The 16832-nt window shown below is 70.7% G+C and carries 21 protein-coding genes; 3 read left to right on the top strand and 18 right to left on the bottom strand.

Annotation, left to right across the window (positions count from 1 at the left end):
- The first annotated feature begins 66 nt into the window (after nt 1-66).
- Nucleotides 67-627, top strand: a complete 561-nt coding sequence (locus EDD40_RS22815; protein WP_123744746.1) for a ferritin — start codon at nt 67-69, stop codon at nt 625-627.
- Between the two features lie 122 nt (nt 628-749).
- Here the strand turns inward: EDD40_RS22815 and EDD40_RS22820 are convergent, their stop codons facing one another.
- From EDD40_RS22820 to EDD40_RS22850, 7 genes are all read right to left on the bottom strand, one after another.
- Nucleotides 750-1256, bottom strand: coding sequence for a hypothetical protein (locus tag EDD40_RS22820; protein WP_123744747.1), 507 nt, complete (start codon nt 1254-1256; stop codon nt 750-752).
- A 38-nt stretch (nt 1257-1294) separates the two neighbouring features.
- Entirely contained in the window at nt 1295-1876 is a 582-nt protein-coding gene (locus tag EDD40_RS22825; protein ID WP_123744748.1) for a hypothetical protein, read from the bottom strand.
- Entirely contained in the window at nt 1873-2613 is a 741-nt protein-coding gene (locus tag EDD40_RS22830) for a hypothetical protein (protein WP_123744749.1), read from the bottom strand. The genes EDD40_RS22825 and EDD40_RS22830 overlap by 4 nt, the downstream gene beginning before the upstream one ends.
- On the bottom strand, nt 2610-3131 hold the full coding sequence (locus EDD40_RS22835) for a SigE family RNA polymerase sigma factor (RefSeq protein WP_281277803.1): 522 nt from the start codon (nt 3129-3131) through the stop codon (nt 2610-2612). The genes EDD40_RS22830 and EDD40_RS22835 overlap by 4 nt, the downstream gene beginning before the upstream one ends.
- Nucleotides 3132-3216: 85 nt before the next feature.
- The gene (locus EDD40_RS22840; protein WP_123744750.1) at nt 3217-3540 is read right to left on the bottom strand and encodes a DUF952 domain-containing protein; all 324 of its coding nucleotides are present in this window, start codon (nt 3538-3540) and stop codon (nt 3217-3219) included.
- A 61-nt stretch (nt 3541-3601) separates the two neighbouring features.
- Nucleotides 3602-4564, bottom strand: coding sequence for a DUF5926 family protein (locus tag EDD40_RS22845; RefSeq protein ID WP_123744751.1), 963 nt, complete (start codon nt 4562-4564; stop codon nt 3602-3604).
- Between the two features lie 17 nt (nt 4565-4581).
- Nucleotides 4582-5289: a glycerophosphodiester phosphodiesterase family protein gene (locus tag EDD40_RS22850; RefSeq protein ID WP_211348230.1), complete on the bottom strand. Its 708-nt coding sequence runs from the start codon at nt 5287-5289 to the stop codon at nt 4582-4584.
- 92 nt (nt 5290-5381) lie between these two features.
- Here EDD40_RS22850 and EDD40_RS22855 point away from each other — a divergent pair, with 92 nt between their 5' ends.
- Nucleotides 5382-6626 carry a cytochrome P450 gene (locus EDD40_RS22855; RefSeq protein WP_123744753.1) on the top strand — a complete coding sequence of 415 codons (1245 nt, stop codon included), beginning with the start codon at nt 5382-5384 and terminating at the stop codon, nt 6624-6626.
- Here the strand turns inward: EDD40_RS22855 and EDD40_RS22860 are convergent.
- From EDD40_RS22860 to EDD40_RS22870, 3 genes are read right to left on the bottom strand one after another with little or no spacing between them, the layout of a single operon-like run.
- Nucleotides 6616-7632 carry a glycerophosphodiester phosphodiesterase gene (locus tag EDD40_RS22860; protein ID WP_123744754.1) on the bottom strand — a complete coding sequence of 339 codons (1017 nt, stop codon included), beginning with the start codon at nt 7630-7632 and terminating at the stop codon, nt 6616-6618. The genes EDD40_RS22855 and EDD40_RS22860 overlap by 11 nt on opposite strands.
- 24 nt (nt 7633-7656) lie before the next feature.
- Complete coding sequence (locus tag EDD40_RS22865) at nt 7657-7851, bottom strand: DUF397 domain-containing protein (protein ID WP_123748214.1); 195 nt, start codon at nt 7849-7851, stop codon at nt 7657-7659.
- Nucleotides 7852-7865: 14 nt separating this feature from the next.
- On the bottom strand, nt 7866-8693 hold the full coding sequence (locus tag EDD40_RS22870) for a helix-turn-helix domain-containing protein (RefSeq protein WP_246037773.1): 828 nt from the start codon (nt 8691-8693) through the stop codon (nt 7866-7868).
- 91 nt (nt 8694-8784) lie between these two features.
- On the opposite strand from EDD40_RS22870, the gene EDD40_RS22875 reads away from it, so the two are divergent.
- Nucleotides 8785-9030 (top strand): hypothetical protein, encoded by a 246-nt coding sequence (locus EDD40_RS22875; RefSeq protein WP_170184864.1) that lies wholly within the window; start codon nt 8785-8787, stop codon nt 9028-9030.
- A gap of 31 nt (nt 9031-9061) precedes the next feature.
- Here the strand turns inward: EDD40_RS22875 and EDD40_RS22880 are convergent, their stop codons facing one another.
- From EDD40_RS22880 to EDD40_RS22915, 8 genes are all read right to left on the bottom strand, one after another.
- Complete coding sequence (locus EDD40_RS22880; RefSeq protein WP_123744757.1) at nt 9062-9967, bottom strand: DUF4328 domain-containing protein; 906 nt, start codon at nt 9965-9967, stop codon at nt 9062-9064.
- A 1-nt stretch (nt 9968) separates the two neighbouring features.
- Nucleotides 9969-10307, bottom strand: coding sequence for a rhodanese-like domain-containing protein (locus tag EDD40_RS22885; RefSeq protein ID WP_123744758.1), 339 nt, complete (start codon nt 10305-10307; stop codon nt 9969-9971).
- A 122-nt stretch (nt 10308-10429) separates the two neighbouring features.
- Nucleotides 10430-11344 carry an IS982 family transposase gene (locus EDD40_RS22890; protein ID WP_123744759.1) on the bottom strand — a complete coding sequence of 305 codons (915 nt, stop codon included), beginning with the start codon at nt 11342-11344 and terminating at the stop codon, nt 10430-10432.
- A 61-nt stretch (nt 11345-11405) separates the two neighbouring features.
- Entirely contained in the window at nt 11406-12995 is a 1590-nt protein-coding gene (locus EDD40_RS22895) for a solute symporter family protein (protein ID WP_123744760.1), read from the bottom strand.
- Complete coding sequence (locus EDD40_RS22900) at nt 12992-13339, bottom strand: DUF485 domain-containing protein (RefSeq protein ID WP_123744761.1); 348 nt, start codon at nt 13337-13339, stop codon at nt 12992-12994. Before EDD40_RS22900 ends, EDD40_RS22895 begins: the two co-directional genes overlap by 4 nt.
- A gap of 380 nt (nt 13340-13719) precedes the next feature.
- Nucleotides 13720-15477, bottom strand: a complete 1758-nt coding sequence (locus EDD40_RS22905; protein WP_425471347.1) for a sodium/solute symporter — start codon at nt 15475-15477, stop codon at nt 13720-13722.
- A gap of 35 nt (nt 15478-15512) precedes the next feature.
- Nucleotides 15513-15953, bottom strand: coding sequence for a hypothetical protein (locus EDD40_RS22910; RefSeq protein WP_123744763.1), 441 nt, complete (start codon nt 15951-15953; stop codon nt 15513-15515).
- Nucleotides 15950-16786 carry a LytR/AlgR family response regulator transcription factor gene (locus tag EDD40_RS22915; RefSeq protein ID WP_123744764.1) on the bottom strand — a complete coding sequence of 279 codons (837 nt, stop codon included), beginning with the start codon at nt 16784-16786 and terminating at the stop codon, nt 15950-15952. Before EDD40_RS22915 ends, EDD40_RS22910 begins: the two co-directional genes overlap by 4 nt.
- Nucleotides 16787-16832: the final 46 nt, after the last annotated feature.

Raw genomic sequence — 16832 nt, forward strand, 5'->3', positions numbered from 1 at the left:
TTTCCTAAAGTTCGTGAAGCCTTGCCTTTAATGCATGAAATCCACTCTATCGGGTATTCTTCGAGCATGGCTGTCAACTTGAAGAAAATAACCGGTGCGCGTTCCTCGAAGTTCCACGACCTGCTTCAGGAGCAGGTGCGCAACGAGTTCACGGCCTCGCAGCAGTACGTGGCCATCGCGGTCTGGTTCGACGCGAGCGACCTGCCGCGGCTCGCTTCGCACTTCTACAAGCAGTCGCTGGAAGAGCGCAACCACGCGATGATGATCGTGCAGTACCTGATGGACAACGGACTGCCGGTGGCCATTCCCGGTGTGGACGACGTGCGCAACGACTTCACCGCGCCGCGCGAGCCGGTCGCGCTCGCGCTGGAGCAGGAGAAGAAGGTCACCGAGCAGATCGTCGCGCTCGCCAAGACGGCCCGCGACGAGGGCGACTACATCGGCGAGCAGTTCCTCCAGTGGTTCCTGAAGGAGCAGGTGGAGGAGGTCGCGTCGATGAGCACGCTGCTCACCGTGATCGACCGCGCCGACGGCAACCTGTTCCACGTGGAGACGTTCCTGACCCGCGAGAACGTGGGCGAGGAAGCCGACAACGGCACGCCGCGCGCCGCGGGTGGCGCCCTGTAGGCCCGGCCCGCCGACAGCGAACGACGCCCGTCACCTCCGCGGTGGCGGGCGTCGCTGCGTGCCCAGGAACGGTAAGTCCAGGGGCGGTGCGCTCAAGACAGGGGTGCTCAAGACAGGGGTGCTCAGGTGAGGCAGCCCCGGTCGGCCCGGACGAGGCCGATGCCGGTCAGCGTGTCGCCCGCGTTCTCGAAGAAGAACTTGTAGCCGGTCTCGGCGTCCAGCTGCCGGATGAAGCCGTGCGGGTACTGCTCCACGCCCGGGTAGACCTCGTGCATGCGCGCCCGCGAGTCGCCGATGCGCAGGCCCTCGGGTGTGCGACCACCCGCTTCGACCCGGATCTCCACCACCACGCCGTCCTGGAGGCCGACCCAGCCCTGCGCGGTCTTCAGCTCGCGGATCGAGCAGGAGAACTCGGGCCTGGTCACGTCGCCGCCGACCTCGCCGGTGGCCTCCAGCTCCGCCACCGTCATGCCCAGCCGCACCGCGCCGATGCCGCGGGCGTCGAGCACGGCCCCGCCACCCGCCCCGGACGTCGCGCTGACGTCCGTGACGGGCGGCGCGACCTGCGGCGCGGACGACTCGCAGGCGGTCAGCAGCAGGAGCACCGCCGACACGACCAGCCACTTCATCCGCCCATCCTCCCGCTCACCGCCACCCGCTGCCACGATCAGTTGAAGCAGGCCTGACCCCGACGGGTGAGCGCGGTGACGCCGTTCAGCAAGTAGGACACGCCGTCCTCGACCCGCACCGCGTAGCCGTTCGGGCCCGCCTCGCCACCCGGGTAGGTCCGCGCGACCCGCGGGTCGACCGGGCTGATGTCGACCGGGAGGCCCTCGGCGGTGGTGGCGCCGTACTTCACGATGATCGCCATGACGCCCTCGCCGCCCTGGACCCAGGCGGTGCCGTTGCCCGACTTGAACTCGTACACGTCGCACTGGGCGCTCATCCGCGACACCGGCTCGCCCACCAGGCCGGTCGCCACCAGCTCCTCACGCGTCATGCCGAGCTCGATGGCGCCGAACCCGGTGTGGCTCAGGACCGGCGTCGTGTCCACCACCACGGTCTCGACCACGGTGCTCGTCACCGTCGACTGCACCGTGACCGCGGTCGGCGCGACCGACGACGTGCTCGGCGCAGTGGTCGTGGCCGCGGACGACGTCGACGACGGACCGCTCGACGCGGCCGGTTCCCCCGTGCAGCCGACCAGCGCGAGTCCCGCGACCGCCAGCACCACACCCATGACCTTCATCGCTGTTCCCCCTGTTGCGCGCAGTCGGCGCCGAGCCGCTGCATCCGAATCCCGACAACCCGCTCCGCGTCCAGCGCGAACACGTACTTCCACGCGACGTCACCCGGCATGACCACGTCGTAGGAGCCGCCCCCGTAGGCCTGCTGCCCCGTCGGGTACTCCGCCTTCACCCGCTCCAGCGTCGACCCGACGCCGATCCCCTTCGACGTCGTGCCGGTCGCGGGCAGCTCGATCCGCACGACCCCCCGGCCACGCCCCACGAGCACGGCGTTCGCGATGCCCGGGTCGCTCGTCCAGGTGAACGCCGCGCACTCGCCACCGGGCGCCCGGGTCACCAGGCCGGTGGCGGTCACCTCCTGCTCGGTCATGCCGAACTTCACCGCGCCGTACCCCACGTTCGGACGCGCCTGCTCCTTCGTCACCGACACGGTCACCGTCTCCACCACGGTGTGCGGTGGCGGCGCCGCGGTCACCCCACCAGTGGACGTCATGGTGGTGATGGTGGTGGTCGGCAGCACGGCCGGGTCGACGGACGGCAGGCTCAGCGAGCCGCCCAGCGCCGTCACGCCCCACCCGCTCGCCACCAGCGCGACCGCGGTGACCGCGCCCACGACGGCGGTCCGGCGGCGACGCACCCGACGGGCGCCGGTCACCACCACCTCGGTCGCGTCCGGCCTGGCCCGCACGTCCAGCCGGTCGTCGTTCAGCAGCCGGCCCAGCTCCTCCTCGAGGTTCACGCCGAGTCCCCCAGTCGTGCGCGCAAGGTCGCCATCGCCTTGCTGTTCTGGCTCTTGACCGTGCCCGGGGACACGCCGAGGGTGTCGGCGATCTCGGCCTCGGACAGACCGTCGTAGAAGCGCAGCACCACCACGGCGCGCTGACGCGGCGGGAGCGCGCGCAACGCCTGCCACAGCGGCTCGTGCTCCAGGCGGTCGTGCCCGGCCGCGGCCACCGCGTCGGGGAACTCCGCCACCAGGTCCTCACGCCGCCGGCGGCGCCACCGGCTGGTGTTGGCGTTCGCCATGGACCGCCGCACGTACGCCAGCGGCTCGCCCTTGCGCAGCACGGCGGCCCACCGCGAGCCGACCTTCTCCAGCACGGTCTGCACCAGGTCGGCCGAGTCGTGCGGGTTGCCGGTCAACGCGTGGCCGTAGCGCAACAGGCCCGGCAACGACATCCGCACGAAGTCGGCGAAGTCGGCCGTCGTCCCCCCACCGCGATCGGTGGCTCTCTCCCCCGGCAAGACCGCGGTCACCTCGGAACCCCCTCCGGCGGTGGCCCCTCGGCCACCGCCGGAGAGGACACGTTCGAGAGGGGCTGTCGGTTGCCCCGGTGCTAGGTCACAAAACGGGCAACGGCCGGAAGGCGCCGTCGGCGTCCGGCGTGAACTCGTGCACGGCCACCACGGAGTCGGCCGGGATCGGCCCGTAGACGTGCGGGAACCACGGGCCGTCCTCGGTCTCGCCCGGCTCCCACAGCACGGGCAGTCCACCGGGGTCGATCACCAGCAGCACGAGGTCGTGCCGGTTCGGGTACAGGCGGTTGGCCGGCAGGTGCACCGTGCCCGGGTCCGAGCAGTGCACGAACCCGTCGAGGTCGAGCGGGATCGCGCCGTCCTCGCGGGCCCGCCGCCAGTCCGCCTTCGAACTGATCCGCAGGATCACGCCGCCTCCTGAGTTGTCCACAGGAACCTGTGGACAAAGCTGGGGATACCTGTGGACAGGTTCAGCGCAGGGTGATCTGCCGTCCCCGCAGACCGTCGCGCGCCCGCCGCTCCGCCTCGGTCAGCGGTTCGGCGTCAAGGCTGGTCAGGGCATCCTGCAAACGCTTGCCCAACGCTTCCGCGCCCGGCGCCCACTCGCTGGAGTGCAGCTCGCGGTCCAGGTCCCACACCGGGACCAGCAGGCCGTGCGCGCGGAACGAACCGGCGTACCGGGAGCCCTCGCCCAGGTCCAGCTCGCCGCGCACGGTCAGCCGGGCGAGCGCCGCGAGCAGCGTCTCCTCCGGCTCGGGGCGGACCCAGCGCAGGTGCGCCTTGTCGCCCGCGTCCACCCAGTAGGCGGCGGCCACGCCGGGCGCGTCGAGGCGCTCGGTGGGCAGGATCGCGGCGTTGGCGCGCTCCAGGGACAGGGCGACCTCGCCGGCCGGCTCGTTGTCCGGCGGCAGCCACCACGCGAAGTCGGTGTGCAGCTCGGGGGTCAACGTCGCGTCGACGTCGAGCAGGTCCTGCAGGCGGCCGGGGTTGGAGCCGTCGTCCGGGCCGACGACCGCGAGGGCGTCACCGGTCTTCGCGGTCAGCGCCCACTGCACGGCGCGGGCCAGGTCGCGGCTGAGGTCGCCGGACCGGGTCTGCACCTGCAGGCCGACGAACGCGGTGCCGTCCGCGCGGACCAGGCCCGCCGCCGCCATCGGCAGCACGGTGGCCAGCGTGATCTCGCGGCCGGAGCCGGCCGCCTGACCGTCGGCCTTCAGCGGCAGCTTCGCCATCGCCGAGGGCACGAACTCGCGCAGCGCGATCAGCTCCGCCTCGGCGGCCAGGCCCTGGAACGGGCGGGAGACGATCACGTCCGCCGCGCCGCCGGCCGAACCGTGGCAGGCCTTGTAGCGCTTGCCGGAGCCGCACGGGCACGGCTGCCGCGGGTTGACGCCGTCCGCCGGCTTGTCCTTCACGGCTGTCCGCTTCGCCACCGCGCGCCTCCTCGGTCTCAGGGCTGGTCGGGCGTCAAGTTATCCGCAAGCCGACCGCGCGTCTCCTCCGGGTTGTTGGTGGCGACGAACCGGACGCCGCGCTCGCGGCACAACGCGATGTCGGCCGGGTCGTCCACCGTCCACGTGTAGACGCCCTGTCCCCGGTCCGGGTGACGTCTGAGCAGGTGAACGCCCGGTCCGGCGTAGTCGGCGAAGTGGGGCTTGGTCCTCGGCCACAGCCGGTCGTAGAGCAGGACCGTGGGCACCTCGGGCTTGAGCTTCTTGAACCGGTGCACGGCGAAGACGGAGAACGACATCATCACCGCGTCGACCCGGTGCCGGCCCAGCTCCTCGGCGAGCCTGCGCTCGACCAGGCCCCCGAACCGGACGGGGTGCTTGGTCTCGACGAACAGCCGCTTGCCGTGGTCGGCGGCGAGGCCGAGCAGGGCGTCCAGGGTGAGCACCTCGGCGGGCTCGCCGCCGTGCCAGCTGCCGAAGTCGTGGCGGCGCAGCTCGTCGAGCGTCATCGCGCTCACCTCGCCGACGCCGCCGCTGGTGCGGTCGATCCTGCGGTCGTGCACGCAGACGAGGTGGCCGTCCTTGGTGAGCCGCACGTCGCACTCCAGGCCGTCGGCGCCCTGCCGCAGGGCGAGCTCGTAGGCGGCGAGGGTGTGCTCGGGCCGGAGGGTGGACGCGCCGCGGTGGGCGACGACTTCAGGTGACACGACGAGGATGCTGCTAGCGGTGCACGTGCGCGGTCAACTCGACTACTGCATGTCACAGATCGCTGAATGTTTGACACAACAACCACACTCCGATGGACGCGAGTGGCGCTCAAGACCTACCGTCCGTCACCGTGGCCTCCTTCGACCAGCACGACCCGGCTTTCATCGCGGACCCGTACCCCGCGTTCGCGGCGATGCGCGCGGAGGGCGGGGTGCACTGGCACGAGGACATGGGCGTCGCCGTGGCGGTGTCGCACGCGGCGGCGTCGGCCGTGCTCAAGCACCGGTCGCTCGGCCGCCTCTGGACCGACGTGAAGCCCGTCGACCGGTTCACGTCGTTCAACCTGCTGCACCGCAACTCGCTGCTGGAGAACGAGCCGCCCACGCACAGCCGGCTGCGCAGGCTGGTGGCCGCCGCGTTCGGCCGCGGTCACGTGGAGCGGCTGCGGCCGTGGATCACCGACCTCGCCGACCGCCTGGTGGACGAGCTGGTCGCCGAGATCACCTCGGAGGGGCAGGCCGACCTGCTGTCCCACGTCGCCGCGCCGCTGCCGGTCGAGGTGATCGCCGAGCTGCTGGGCGTGCCCGCCGGCGACCGCCCGCTGCTGCAACCGTGGTCCAACGCGATCGTGAAGATGTACGAGTACGACCTGGCCGCGGACAAGCAGGCGGTGGCCGAGCACGCGGCCGGGGAGTTCGTCGCCTACCTGCGGGAGCTGATCGCGCTGCGGCGCGTGTCGCCGGGTGACGACCTGGTGTCCGACCTGGTGGCGGTCACCGACACCGACGGCGCGAAGCTGACCGAGGACGAGCTGGTGGCGACCGCCGTGCTGCTGCTCATGGCGGGCCACGAGGCCACGGTCAACGTCATCGGCAACGGCGTCCAAGCCCTGATGAACCACCCGCACGAGTGGCGTCGCCTGGTGGACGACCACGCTCTGCTGCCCACCGCGGTCGAGGAGCTGATCCGCTACGACTCGCCGCTGCAACTGTTCGAACGCACCGCCACCGAGCCGGTCACCATCGCCGGGCACCGGCTCGAGCCGGGTCAGAAGATCGCCGCGCTGCTGGGCGCGGCGGCCCGCGACCCCGAGGTCTTCACCGACCCGGACACCTTCGACATCACCCGCAACCCCAATCCGCACCTGGGCTTCGGCATGGGCATCCACTACTGCCTGGGCGCACCGCTGGCCCGCATCGAGGTCCAAGCCGCGCTGTCCTCCCTGGCCCGCAAGCTGCCGACCGCCACCCTGGCCGCCGAACCGCGCCGCCGCGCCGAGTTCGTCATCCGGGGCCTGCACGACCTGCCGCTCACCGACTCCCGGGTCACCGCCTGATCGTGTGCTTCCTCGGCAGCTTGAGGCCGCGGTCGGCGAGCACGGTGCGCAGGCGGTCCGGGTAGTCGGTGATCAGGCCGTCCACGCCGTCGTCGATCAGCTTGTGCATGGTGGCCGGGTCGTTCACGGTCCACGGGACGACCTTCAGGTCGTGCGCGTGCGCCTCGTCGACCAGGGCTTCCGTCGTGAACGGGACGTAGTCGGGGTCGTCGACGCGGCCGTTCTGCGGGTTGCCGTGCACCGGGGAGAGGGCGGACGCGCCGAAGCTCTTCACGGCCTCGACCACGCTGCCGCCGAAGTCCGCCAGCTCCAGGCCGCCCGTCCACGGTGAGCCGGGGCGCAGGAACTCCGGCTGGGTCAGCGCGACCAGCGGGATGCGCGGCTCGGCCTGCCGCCACAGCATCAGCGCACCCCAGTCGAACGACTGGACCGTGACGTTGCGGTAGAAGCCGGACCTGCGGATCTCGCGGGCCGTGACCTCGACGAACTGCTCGCGCGGCGCGGTCTCGTGCGGCGCGGCGGCTTCGACCTTGGTCTCGATGTTGAACTTCACGTCGAACGCGCGGTAGCGGCGGGCCAGGGCGAAGACCTCGGCCAGCGTCGGCATCCGCGCACCCGGCGACAGCTCCTGCTCCGGGTACTGCGCCCACCGCCGCGACCCGCAGTCCAGCGTCCGGACCTGCGCGAACGTCAGGTCCTTCACGTACTTGCCCGCGTACGGGAACGCCGGGTCGCCGGGCACGGCGGGCGCGGTGTCGACGCACTTGGCCGGGTTGGTCCTGCGGTCGTGCGTGACGACCTCACGGCCGTCCTTGGTGATCTGCACGTCCAGCTCCAGCGTCGTGACGCCCACTTCGAGCGCCTTGCCGAACGCCGCCAGGGTGCTCTCGACCGTCAGCCCGATCCCGCCCCGGTGGGCCTGGAGGTCGAACTTCCGCCCACCGCCCGCGTTCGCCACGCCGGAGGTCAGCAGGGTCAGGACCAGTGCCACCGCGAGTGCCCGCATGGGTCCACGGTGGCACGCGGTCGGTCAGGCCCCCAAGTGCCGGAGGAAGAACGACCACTGAACGGCCGGGAACGCCAGCGTTGCGGCCTCCGGGTTCTTCGAGTCCCGGACCGCCACCGCCGGACCCGTGAACGCCACCTCGACGCAGTTCGCGTTGCTGGCACCGTTGCTCCGGCTGCTCTTGCGCCACGTCACGCCGGAGAGGTCCCCTGTGGACACCGCCACCGCCTCTTTCACTCGGCCAGAACCCGTTCGATCAAGACCACCGAATCCTCCGGGCCCAACGCCTGGGAGGCCGCGAAGCCGAACGTCAGTCTAGCCTCCTGGAGCTGCCGTTCCTCCTCGATGTGCAGCGCTCCGGTCAGGTACTCGATGTACAGGACCTCGGGCTCGTCGGGTCCGGCGAAGCCCAGCAGCGTGAACGCCGTCGCCATGCCGTCGACCACGCCTTGCCCGCTCGACACCAGCTGGATCGTCACGTTCGGTCGCTTCGCCAGCTCGAGCAGGTGCCTCAGCTGTTCGCGCATGACCTCCCGGCTGCCGACCACCTTGCGGAGGGCGGCTTCATCGAGGATCGCGTGCAGGTGCAGTGGTTCGTCGGGCTGGGTCAGCCGCTCCTGCCTGATTTGCCGGACCCTGATGTCGTTCTCCAGCCACCGCCTGGTCCGCTTGAGCCGGTGCGCCTCGAACATCGCGCGCATGTAGCCGGTCGTCTGGAGCAGGCCCGGGATGATCAGCGGCGACAGGTCGCGCACGTCGGACGCCTCGGTCTCGACGTCGATGTAGCCCTGGTTCTCGATGCCGTGGGTGGTCCACCAGCCGGGCTCGCGGGCGCGCAGGGCCTGATCGAGGAGTTCGGGGTCGTACTGGTCATAGAGGTCCATCATCGACTTGGCGAGGTGGACGTCGAGGACGGTCTCGCCCTTCTCCAGCCGGTGCAGGGTGGACTTGGTCCGGTAGAGGGCTTTGGCCGCTTCCTCGAGGGTGAGCTTGGCCTGGGTCCGCATCCGGGTGAGCTTGCGCCCCAGCCGACGGCGGCGGAACGGTGGCGGAGTGGGCACAGGGCAGCATGATCCGGCGGGACGCGCGAAAGCGGGATTCCCGCCGCACGTCACCGCATCGGGCGGATCTCCCGGCCGCACAGTCGTCGGCGTGGAAGCGAACCTCTTCAGCCTGGTGGACACGACCGACCGCAGCCGGGTCTTCGCCTGGGGCATGGAAATCGTGGACGAGGACCGGTCGGACGCGATCGTCTACCGGCGCGATCCCGAGACCGGTCGGACGTTCATCGGGCAGCACACGTCCGCCGAGTCAGCCCTCAAGCGCTACGGCAGGCGCGTCTCCCTCGCGCTCGTCTGGGAGTACGAGGAACCCGACCACGAGGACAGGACCGCATGACCACCGGGTTGGGTGGTCGTGCCCGGGTGGGTCAGCGCGGCGAGCCCGAGGAGCGGATCGAGCGCAGGACGGGGGTCGGGGCGTCCTTGACGTCCACGACCCTCATCCGGCGGATCGCGCCGGCGTCCACCGGCAGCAGCAGGGTGGTGATCCGGCGGACCACCACGGCGGTCAGGACGGCCACCGAGGCGGCCAGCAGGTCGGCGACCGCGTGGAACAGCACGCCGTCCGCCATGGCCTGCACGCTGGAGCGGAAGCCCCAGAGCACGGTGAACGCGACGAACAAGCCGGTGCCCGCCCACAGGCCCCACCACCAGCGGATCAGCTTGGACGGCGCCGGGCGGGAGGTGGCGGGCTCGCGCAGCGCCGCGTGCTCCAGCTCCGCCAGGACCGAACCCGGCACCACCAGGTTCACGCCGGGGACCACCAAGCCGATCAGCACCTCGCGGTCGGACCTCGACGGGCCGTAACCGGCCTCCGAGGCGGCCGCGTCGCGGGCCCGGCGCAGCCACAGCAGCGTGAAGACCAGGGCGACCGCGGACGCCACGACCGTCACCACCGACGACGCCACGACCATGGCGTCCGACACGCCCACCGTGGTCTCCGACATCGCGCCGTAGCGGCTGAGCAGCAACAGCACGTAGCGCCACAGCTCGCTGCCCGCCGCCCACACCGCCGTCAACGCGGCCAGGCCCAGGGCGTGGGACGCCGTGCGCGCCAGCCGCTGGGCGTGGTCGATCGAGTCGGTGGGCCGGTCGTCGTCCATGGCCACGGACGTGGGCCAGCGCCACGCCAGCAGCGGGAAGCCCCAGCGCGGCGGGACCGGGTACGACGGCGGGCCGGTGTAGCCCCGGCGCGGCCCGCCCTGGCGACGGTGCGGGTAGGCGCCGGGTGGCGGGCTCGCCACCCAGTCCACCCGCATCGGTCGCAGCGCCATGTCAGATGACCTCGGGCTCCGCGCCGTCGACCTCGCCGACCAGCGGTCGGCCGGACGCGGCCCACACCTGCATGCCGCCGTCGACGTTCGTCGCCTCCCAGCCGTTGGCGTTCAGGTACTGCGTGACCCGCGCGGATCGGCCGCCGGCGCGGCACACGACGTAGAACTCGGAGTCGGCCGGGAGGGCGTCGAGCCTGCCCGCCAGCTCGCTCATCGGGATGTGCAGGGCGCCCGGGGCGTGGCCCGCCGCCCACTCGTCGGCTTCGCGCACGTCGAGCAGGACCTTGCCCTCCGGCAGCTCCGCCGGCACCTCGGACACTTCAACGCTGGGAACGGTCACGCGACCATGCTGCCACGGCCGCCATGAACCGGGGATAAGGAGCACGCCGGCCGCCCTCCCCGAAGGGATGACGGCCGGCGTGGGCCCGGGGCGGGCGGCGACTAGATGATTGATTCCAAGGGTTAGTGGTCATAGGCGGTCAGGGAGCGTTTGACTGGTCGGCCTGTGTGGTCGTTGTGCCAGATGGCGGCGGTCAGGGCGAGGATGCGTTGCAGGACGCGGACGGCGACCCCTGCTGGTGTGCGTCCGCCGTGTCGTTCGAGGTCGAGTTGGGCCTTGAAGGTCTGGTTGATCGACTCGATGGTCTGACGCAGGGGTTTGAACAAGGCTGCGCCAGGCCGTTCGGCCTCGCCCTTGCGGGCCGGGCGCAGCAATCGGACTCCGGTGTCGGCCAGGTCGTGTTCGAAGTCGCGGCCGTAGTACTGCCGGTCGGCGATCAGGACCTGCCCGGGACGCTCCGCCGCCAGCGCGGGGTCGGCGTCGAGAATGCCGAGCAGGGTGGTGCGCTCATCGGCCTTCGCGCCGGTCAACGCGAAGGCGACCGGCAGCCCGCCGAGGGTGCAGACCAGGTGCAGCCGCAGGCCCCAGAAAAAGCGGGAGTGCGAGGCGCAGTAGCCGTACTCGGCCCAGCCGGCCAGGTCCGAGCGCCGCGTGGTCTCCCGGGATCGTCCGCATTCCACCGGGGTCGAATCGGCCACCCACACGTCGTCGGTCCACAGCGTGGTGTCGACCGCCAACAGCCGGATGACCGCTGTGACCAGGTCGGAGGACTTGCGCAGCCGCTTGTTGTAGCCGGGTTGGTGGGGCAGGTAGCGGAACAGGTGGCCCAGGTGGGCGCGGGCGTGGCGTAACCAGCGGGCCTCGCTGGTGAACCCGAGCAGTGCCTGCATCACCGCCAGGGTGACCAGCTCCGCATCGGTCAGTCTGGGCTGCATGCCGACTCTCGGACGCCACGGCGCAAGGTGCGGCGCGGCCTTCAGCAGGTCGTCGGTTCTGACGTAGAGTGCGGTCGCGAGGGTGTCAATGTCGGTCGTCACAACCCGTACATCGACACCCTCGCCCCACGTCTCCAGGTGCGTACCCCTTGGAATCAATCATCTAGTGGGCGGTCGCCTTCTCGGCGCCGACGCCGGTGAGGGCGCGCACCTCCATCTCCGCGTACTTCTCCTTGTTGTTCTCCTTCGACAGCACCGTGCCCAGGTAGCCCAGCAGGAACGACAGCGGGATCGACACCAGGCCGGGGTTGTCGAGCGGGAACCAGTGGAAGTCGACGCCCTGCAGCATCGACGCGCTCTTGCCGGTCGCCGGGTTGACCGGCTTGCCGGACACCACCGGCGAGAACACGATCAGCAGCACCGTGATGCCGAGGCCGCCGTAGATGCTCCACAGGGCGCCCGCGGTGTTGAAGCGCTTCCAGAACAGCGAGTAGAGGATCGTCGGCAGGTTCGCCGAGGCCGCCACCGCGAACGCGAGCGCCACCAGGAAGGCGATGTTCTGGCCGTTGGCCAGGATGCCGCCGAGGATCGCCACGATGCCGATGACGACCGCGGTGATCCGCGCGACCCGGACCTCCGCCTCCTTGTCCTCCAGCTTGCCCTTCTTGATGATGTTGGCGTAGATGTCGTGCGCGAACGACGCCGACGCGGTGATCGTCAGACCGGCGACCACGGCGAGGATCGTGGCGAACGCGACCGCGGCGATCAGGCCGAGCAGGATCGGACCGCCGAGGGCTTCGGCCAGCAGCGGCGCCGCCGAGTTCACGCCACCGGGCGCCTTGGTGATCTTGTCGGAGCCCACGAGGGCCGCCGCGCCGTAGCCGAGCACCAGCGTGAGCAGGTAGAAGATGCCGATCAGCCAGATCGCCCACACCACGGAGCGGCGGGCTTCCTTCGCGGTCGGGACCGTGTAGAAGCGCATCAGGATGTGCGGCAGGCCGGCCGTGCCGAGCACCAGCGCGAGGGCCAGCGAGATGAAGTCGAGCTTGCTGGTCTCCGTCTTGCCGTACTGCAGACCCGGGCCGAGCAGCTTGTCGGACACCGAGCCGAGCAGGTTCGACAGGTTGAAGCCGTACTTGCCCATCACCCAGACGGTCATCACGCCGGCGCCCGCGATGAGCAGCACGGCCTTGATGATCTGCACCCAGGTGGTGCCCTTCATGCCGCCGATGAGCACGTAGGCGATCATCAGCGCGCCGACCACGGCGATGACGACGGCCTGGCCGCCCTTGCCGGTGATGCCCAGCAGGAGCGCGACGAGACCGCCGGCGCCCGCCATCTGGGCCAGCAGGTAGAAGAACGACACGGCCATCGTGGAGGTGGCCGCCGCCGCGCGGATGGGGCGCTGCCGCATCCGGAACGCGAGCACGTCGCCCATGGTGAACTTGCCGGTGTTCCGCAGCAGCTCCGCGACCAGCAACAACGCGATGAGCCACGCCACCAGGAAGCCGATGGAGTAGAGGAAGCCGTCGTAGCCGTTGACCGCGATGGCGCCCGCGATGCCGAGGAACGACGCGGCGGACAGGTAGTCGCCCGCGATGGCGATGCCGTTCTGGGGGCCGGTGAAGGCACGGCCCGCGGCGAGGTAGTCGGCGGCCGTCTTGGTGTTGCGGCTGGCCCGGATGACGACGACCAGGGTTGCCGCGACGAAGACGCCGAAGATGCCGATGTTGAGCAGGGCGTTGCCGTTCACGCTTGACCCCCTTCGAGCTCGTTGCGGAGCTTCTCCGCCATGGGGTCGAGGTTCTTGTTCGCGTGCCGCACGTAGAGCGTCGTGATGAGGAACGTCGACACGAACTGGAGCAGACCGAGGATCAGGCCCCAGTTGATGTTGCCGATGACCTTCGTCGACATGAACCCGTGGGCGTAGTCGGCGAGCAGGACGTACAGCAGGTACCAGGCCAGGAAGAGACCGGCCATGGGGAAGACGAAACTGCGCAGCCGCCGCCGCAGCTCGCGGAAGTCGGGGCTGTTCTGCACGTCCACCCAGTTGTGGTTGCCCTGGGTGTCGGGGGTGTGCTGCTCAGAGGTGCTCACGGTCCCCTCCTCGCGTACTTGACGACGGTGTGAACGGCACGTAAGTCCTCCTGGTGCGTTCCTGATACGCCGTGCACCGTAGGGAGACCTGGCTCACGCCTGAAAGACCTTTTGTGTGACCTTGCGCTCAACAGTCGAGTGATGCGATGAGCGGTAGTAACTCTGAGCCGAACTGCCACTCGGGTGATCGAAGTCACCGATAGCCGGATCGGTGTCTTTATCTTCACCCGATCGAGACTTATCTCTACTCTCGGCGACAGGCTTTCCGGCCGACCGGATCCGCCGCAGGTCATCGCGGGACCGGGCGGGCGACGGGCCTTCCCGCAGGACTGACCCGGACCCGGCTCCTCAAACGCGAGTGTGAGCCGTTTCACACCGATTCAGGAAGACGACGGCCCGCCGTCGCCGTGCCCGCGGTCCGCCGCGCGCGCCTTCTCCTCGGCCGCGCCGAACTGCGACTCGCGGTCGCGCATGAACCCCAGCGGATCCGGCGCGTGGAAGCGCAGCAGGATCTGGTTCACGTCGTCGGGCCTGCGGCGCGCGGTCAGCTTGCTGATCATCACCATGGTCAGGAACGCCACCGGCACGGTCACCAGCGCCGGCTGCGAGAACACCGACGGCGCCCACCCCCCGGTGTACGAGCTGACCACCGTCGCCACCTGCGCGCCGATCACCAGCCCGCCGCCGACCAGCAGACCGGCCATCGCGCCGACCCACGTCAGCCCGCGCCACCAGATGCCCAACAACAACAACGGGCAGAACGTGGACGCCGCCAACGCGAACGACATCGCCACCGTCAACGACGCGTCCGACCGGGGCAGCAGCAGCGCCAAGCCGATCGCCACCGCGCCGGTCAGCACCGTCGCCCACCGGAAGTCGCGCACCTTGCCCGGCAGGATGTCCGTGGACACCACCCCGGCCACCGACACGAGCAGCCCCGACGACGTGGACAGGAACGCCGCGAACGCGCCCGCCGCCACGACCGCGCCGAGCACCTGGCCGAGCGGGTTGGGCTGCATCGTGGTCGGCAGCAGCAGCACCGCCGCGTCCGTCTTGCCCGTGACCAGCAGCTGCGGCAGGTACTGGCGGGAGATCACCCCCAGCACGGTCGGGAACAGGTAGAACAGCCCCAGCAGGTACAGCACGTGCAGCGCCGTGCGCCGCGCCGCCCGCCCGTCCGGGTTCGTGTAGAACCGCACCAGCACGTGCGGCAGCCCCATGGTGCCCAGGAACGTCGCGAAGATCAGCGAGTAGGTCTCGAACAGCCCCGACAGGCCTTCCGTCTGGGGCCGCAGCCAGTCGTGGTTCGACGTCGGCGACCCCTCGACCACCGGCACCGGGGACCCCGCGGCGAACCGCAGCTCCGTCTCCGCGCCCACCTCGTACTCGCCGGGCGTCCAGTACACCGGGCCGTCGGCGGGCGCGCCGTCCACCCGGCCGGTCGCGGTCAGGTCCATCGCCACGTCGACGCGCACCCGCACCGGGTCGACCGTGGTCACCTCGACGTCCTCGGGGAACCGCAGCACACCCGAGGAGTCCACCGGCTGCGCGCCGTTGCCCGGACCGGTCAGGAACAGCGCGAACAGCACGAACGTCGGCGCGGCGATCGCGAACAGCTTGCCCCAGTACTGGAACGCCTGCACCAGCGTGATCGCGCGCATCCCGCCGCCGAGGACGTTCACCACCACGATCACGGTCACCGCCGCGCCGCCCAGCCACGCGGGCAGGCCGGTGATCGTGTTCAGCGTCAACCCGGCCGACTGGAGCTGCGGCACCAGGTACAGCACGCCGATGCAGATCACGAAGAACGTGCAGACCTTGCGCAGGTTCGACGGGCCCAGCCGCGCCTCGGCGAAGTCCGGCAGCGTGTACGCGCCCGACCGCCGCAGCGGCGCGGCCACGAACAGCATCATCGCCAGGTACCCCGCGGTGAAGCCGATCGGGTACCACAGCGCGTCGATCCCGTCCTTGAGGACCAGCCCCGCCACGCCCAGGAACGAGGCCGCGGACAGGTACTCGCCGGAGATCGCGGCGGCGTTGCGGGTGGCCGGCACGGCGCGGCGGGCCACCAGGAAGTCCGGGGTCGTGTTCGCCCGGCGGGAACCCACGTAGCCCAGCGAGAACGTCAGCAACGCCATCACGCCGACGAGCACGAGGCTCCACGGGTTGTCGATCACCGGTCCACCGAACTCACGAAGTCCTGCTCGTGGCGCTCGGCGAACCTCCGGTACGCGTAGCCGACGCCGTAGCAGAGCGGGAACGGCAGCAGGCCGAGCAGCAGCCACGGCAGCCGCACGCCGAGGAACTCCACCTCCGCCAGCCACGGCAGCAGGTAGAACACCAGCGGCAGCAGCGCCAGCAGCAGCAGCGTGCCGCCGCCCAGCACCAGGCCCGTGCGCAGCTGGGTCCGGATCAGGTCGCGGATCAGCTTCTCGCCGACGCTGGTCTGCTCCTCCAGCTCGATGATCGTGCGCAGCACCCGCCCGCGACCGCGCGGATCGGCGAGCACCACGCGCCGCCTGCGGTTCTTGCGCGCGGAGACCGACAGCCAGGCGTCGCGCTCGGCCGGCTGCGGCTGGTCCGGTTGCCCGGGAGGGCCGGAGTGCTTGGTCATCCCCAACTGCTCTTGGGGGGGCGCACGATCCTCTCCTTCAGCTCGCGCGTGTGCCGCCGGCTGACCGGCAGCTCCTTCGCGCCCTCGCCGGAGCCGATCACCACCGCGTACCCGTTCGACGTCATCCGCAGCTCGGTCACCAGCGGCAGCGCCACCAGGAAGGACCGGTGGATGCGGACGAACCCGGCGTTCTCCCAGCGCTCCTCCAGCTGCGCCAGTGGGATGCGCACCAGGTGGCTCGCCCCGTCGTTGGTGTGCAGGCGCGCGTAGTCGCCCTGCGCCTCGACGTAGCGCACGGTGGCTCGCGGCACGAGCTTGATCGTGCCGCCCAGCTCGACCGGGATCACCTCGTCGTCCTGCGGTTCCGCCGCCGCGGGCTCCGGCGTGACCGCCGGTGTCGCGGCGACCCGGTCCACCACGCGCGAGATCGCCTTGTTGATCCGGTCGGAGTTGATCGGCTTGGTCACGAAGTCCAGCGCGCCCACCTCGAACGCCACCACGGCCTCCGAGTGCTCGACCCCCGTGACGAACACCAGCGCCGGCGGCTGCCGGAACGCGCCGAGCACGCGCGCGAGGTCCGTGCCGCTGAGCCCGGGCATGTTGATGTCCGCGAACACGGCGTCGACCGGCGGCAGCCCGGCCCGGGTGCGGTCCATCACCTCGACGTCGTAGTCACCCCGGAGGATGCGCAGTGCCTCGGCCGCGTCGAAGGCCGTGAGCACACGTCGGATGTGCGGGCTGCTCTCGAGCAGGAACTTGATCTCGCTCAGACCGGGCGCCTCGTCGTCCACCGCCAGAACGAGGAGGCCTGTGCTGTCCGCGCGATTGGTCATTGGGGTGCTCACTGTGCCGCGCATCTTGCCGACCCGGTGGGGTCGC

This window comes from Saccharothrix texasensis (genome assembly GCF_003752005.1).
GTDB classification, from domain to species: Bacteria; Actinomycetota; Actinomycetes; order Mycobacteriales; family Pseudonocardiaceae; genus Actinosynnema; species Actinosynnema texasense.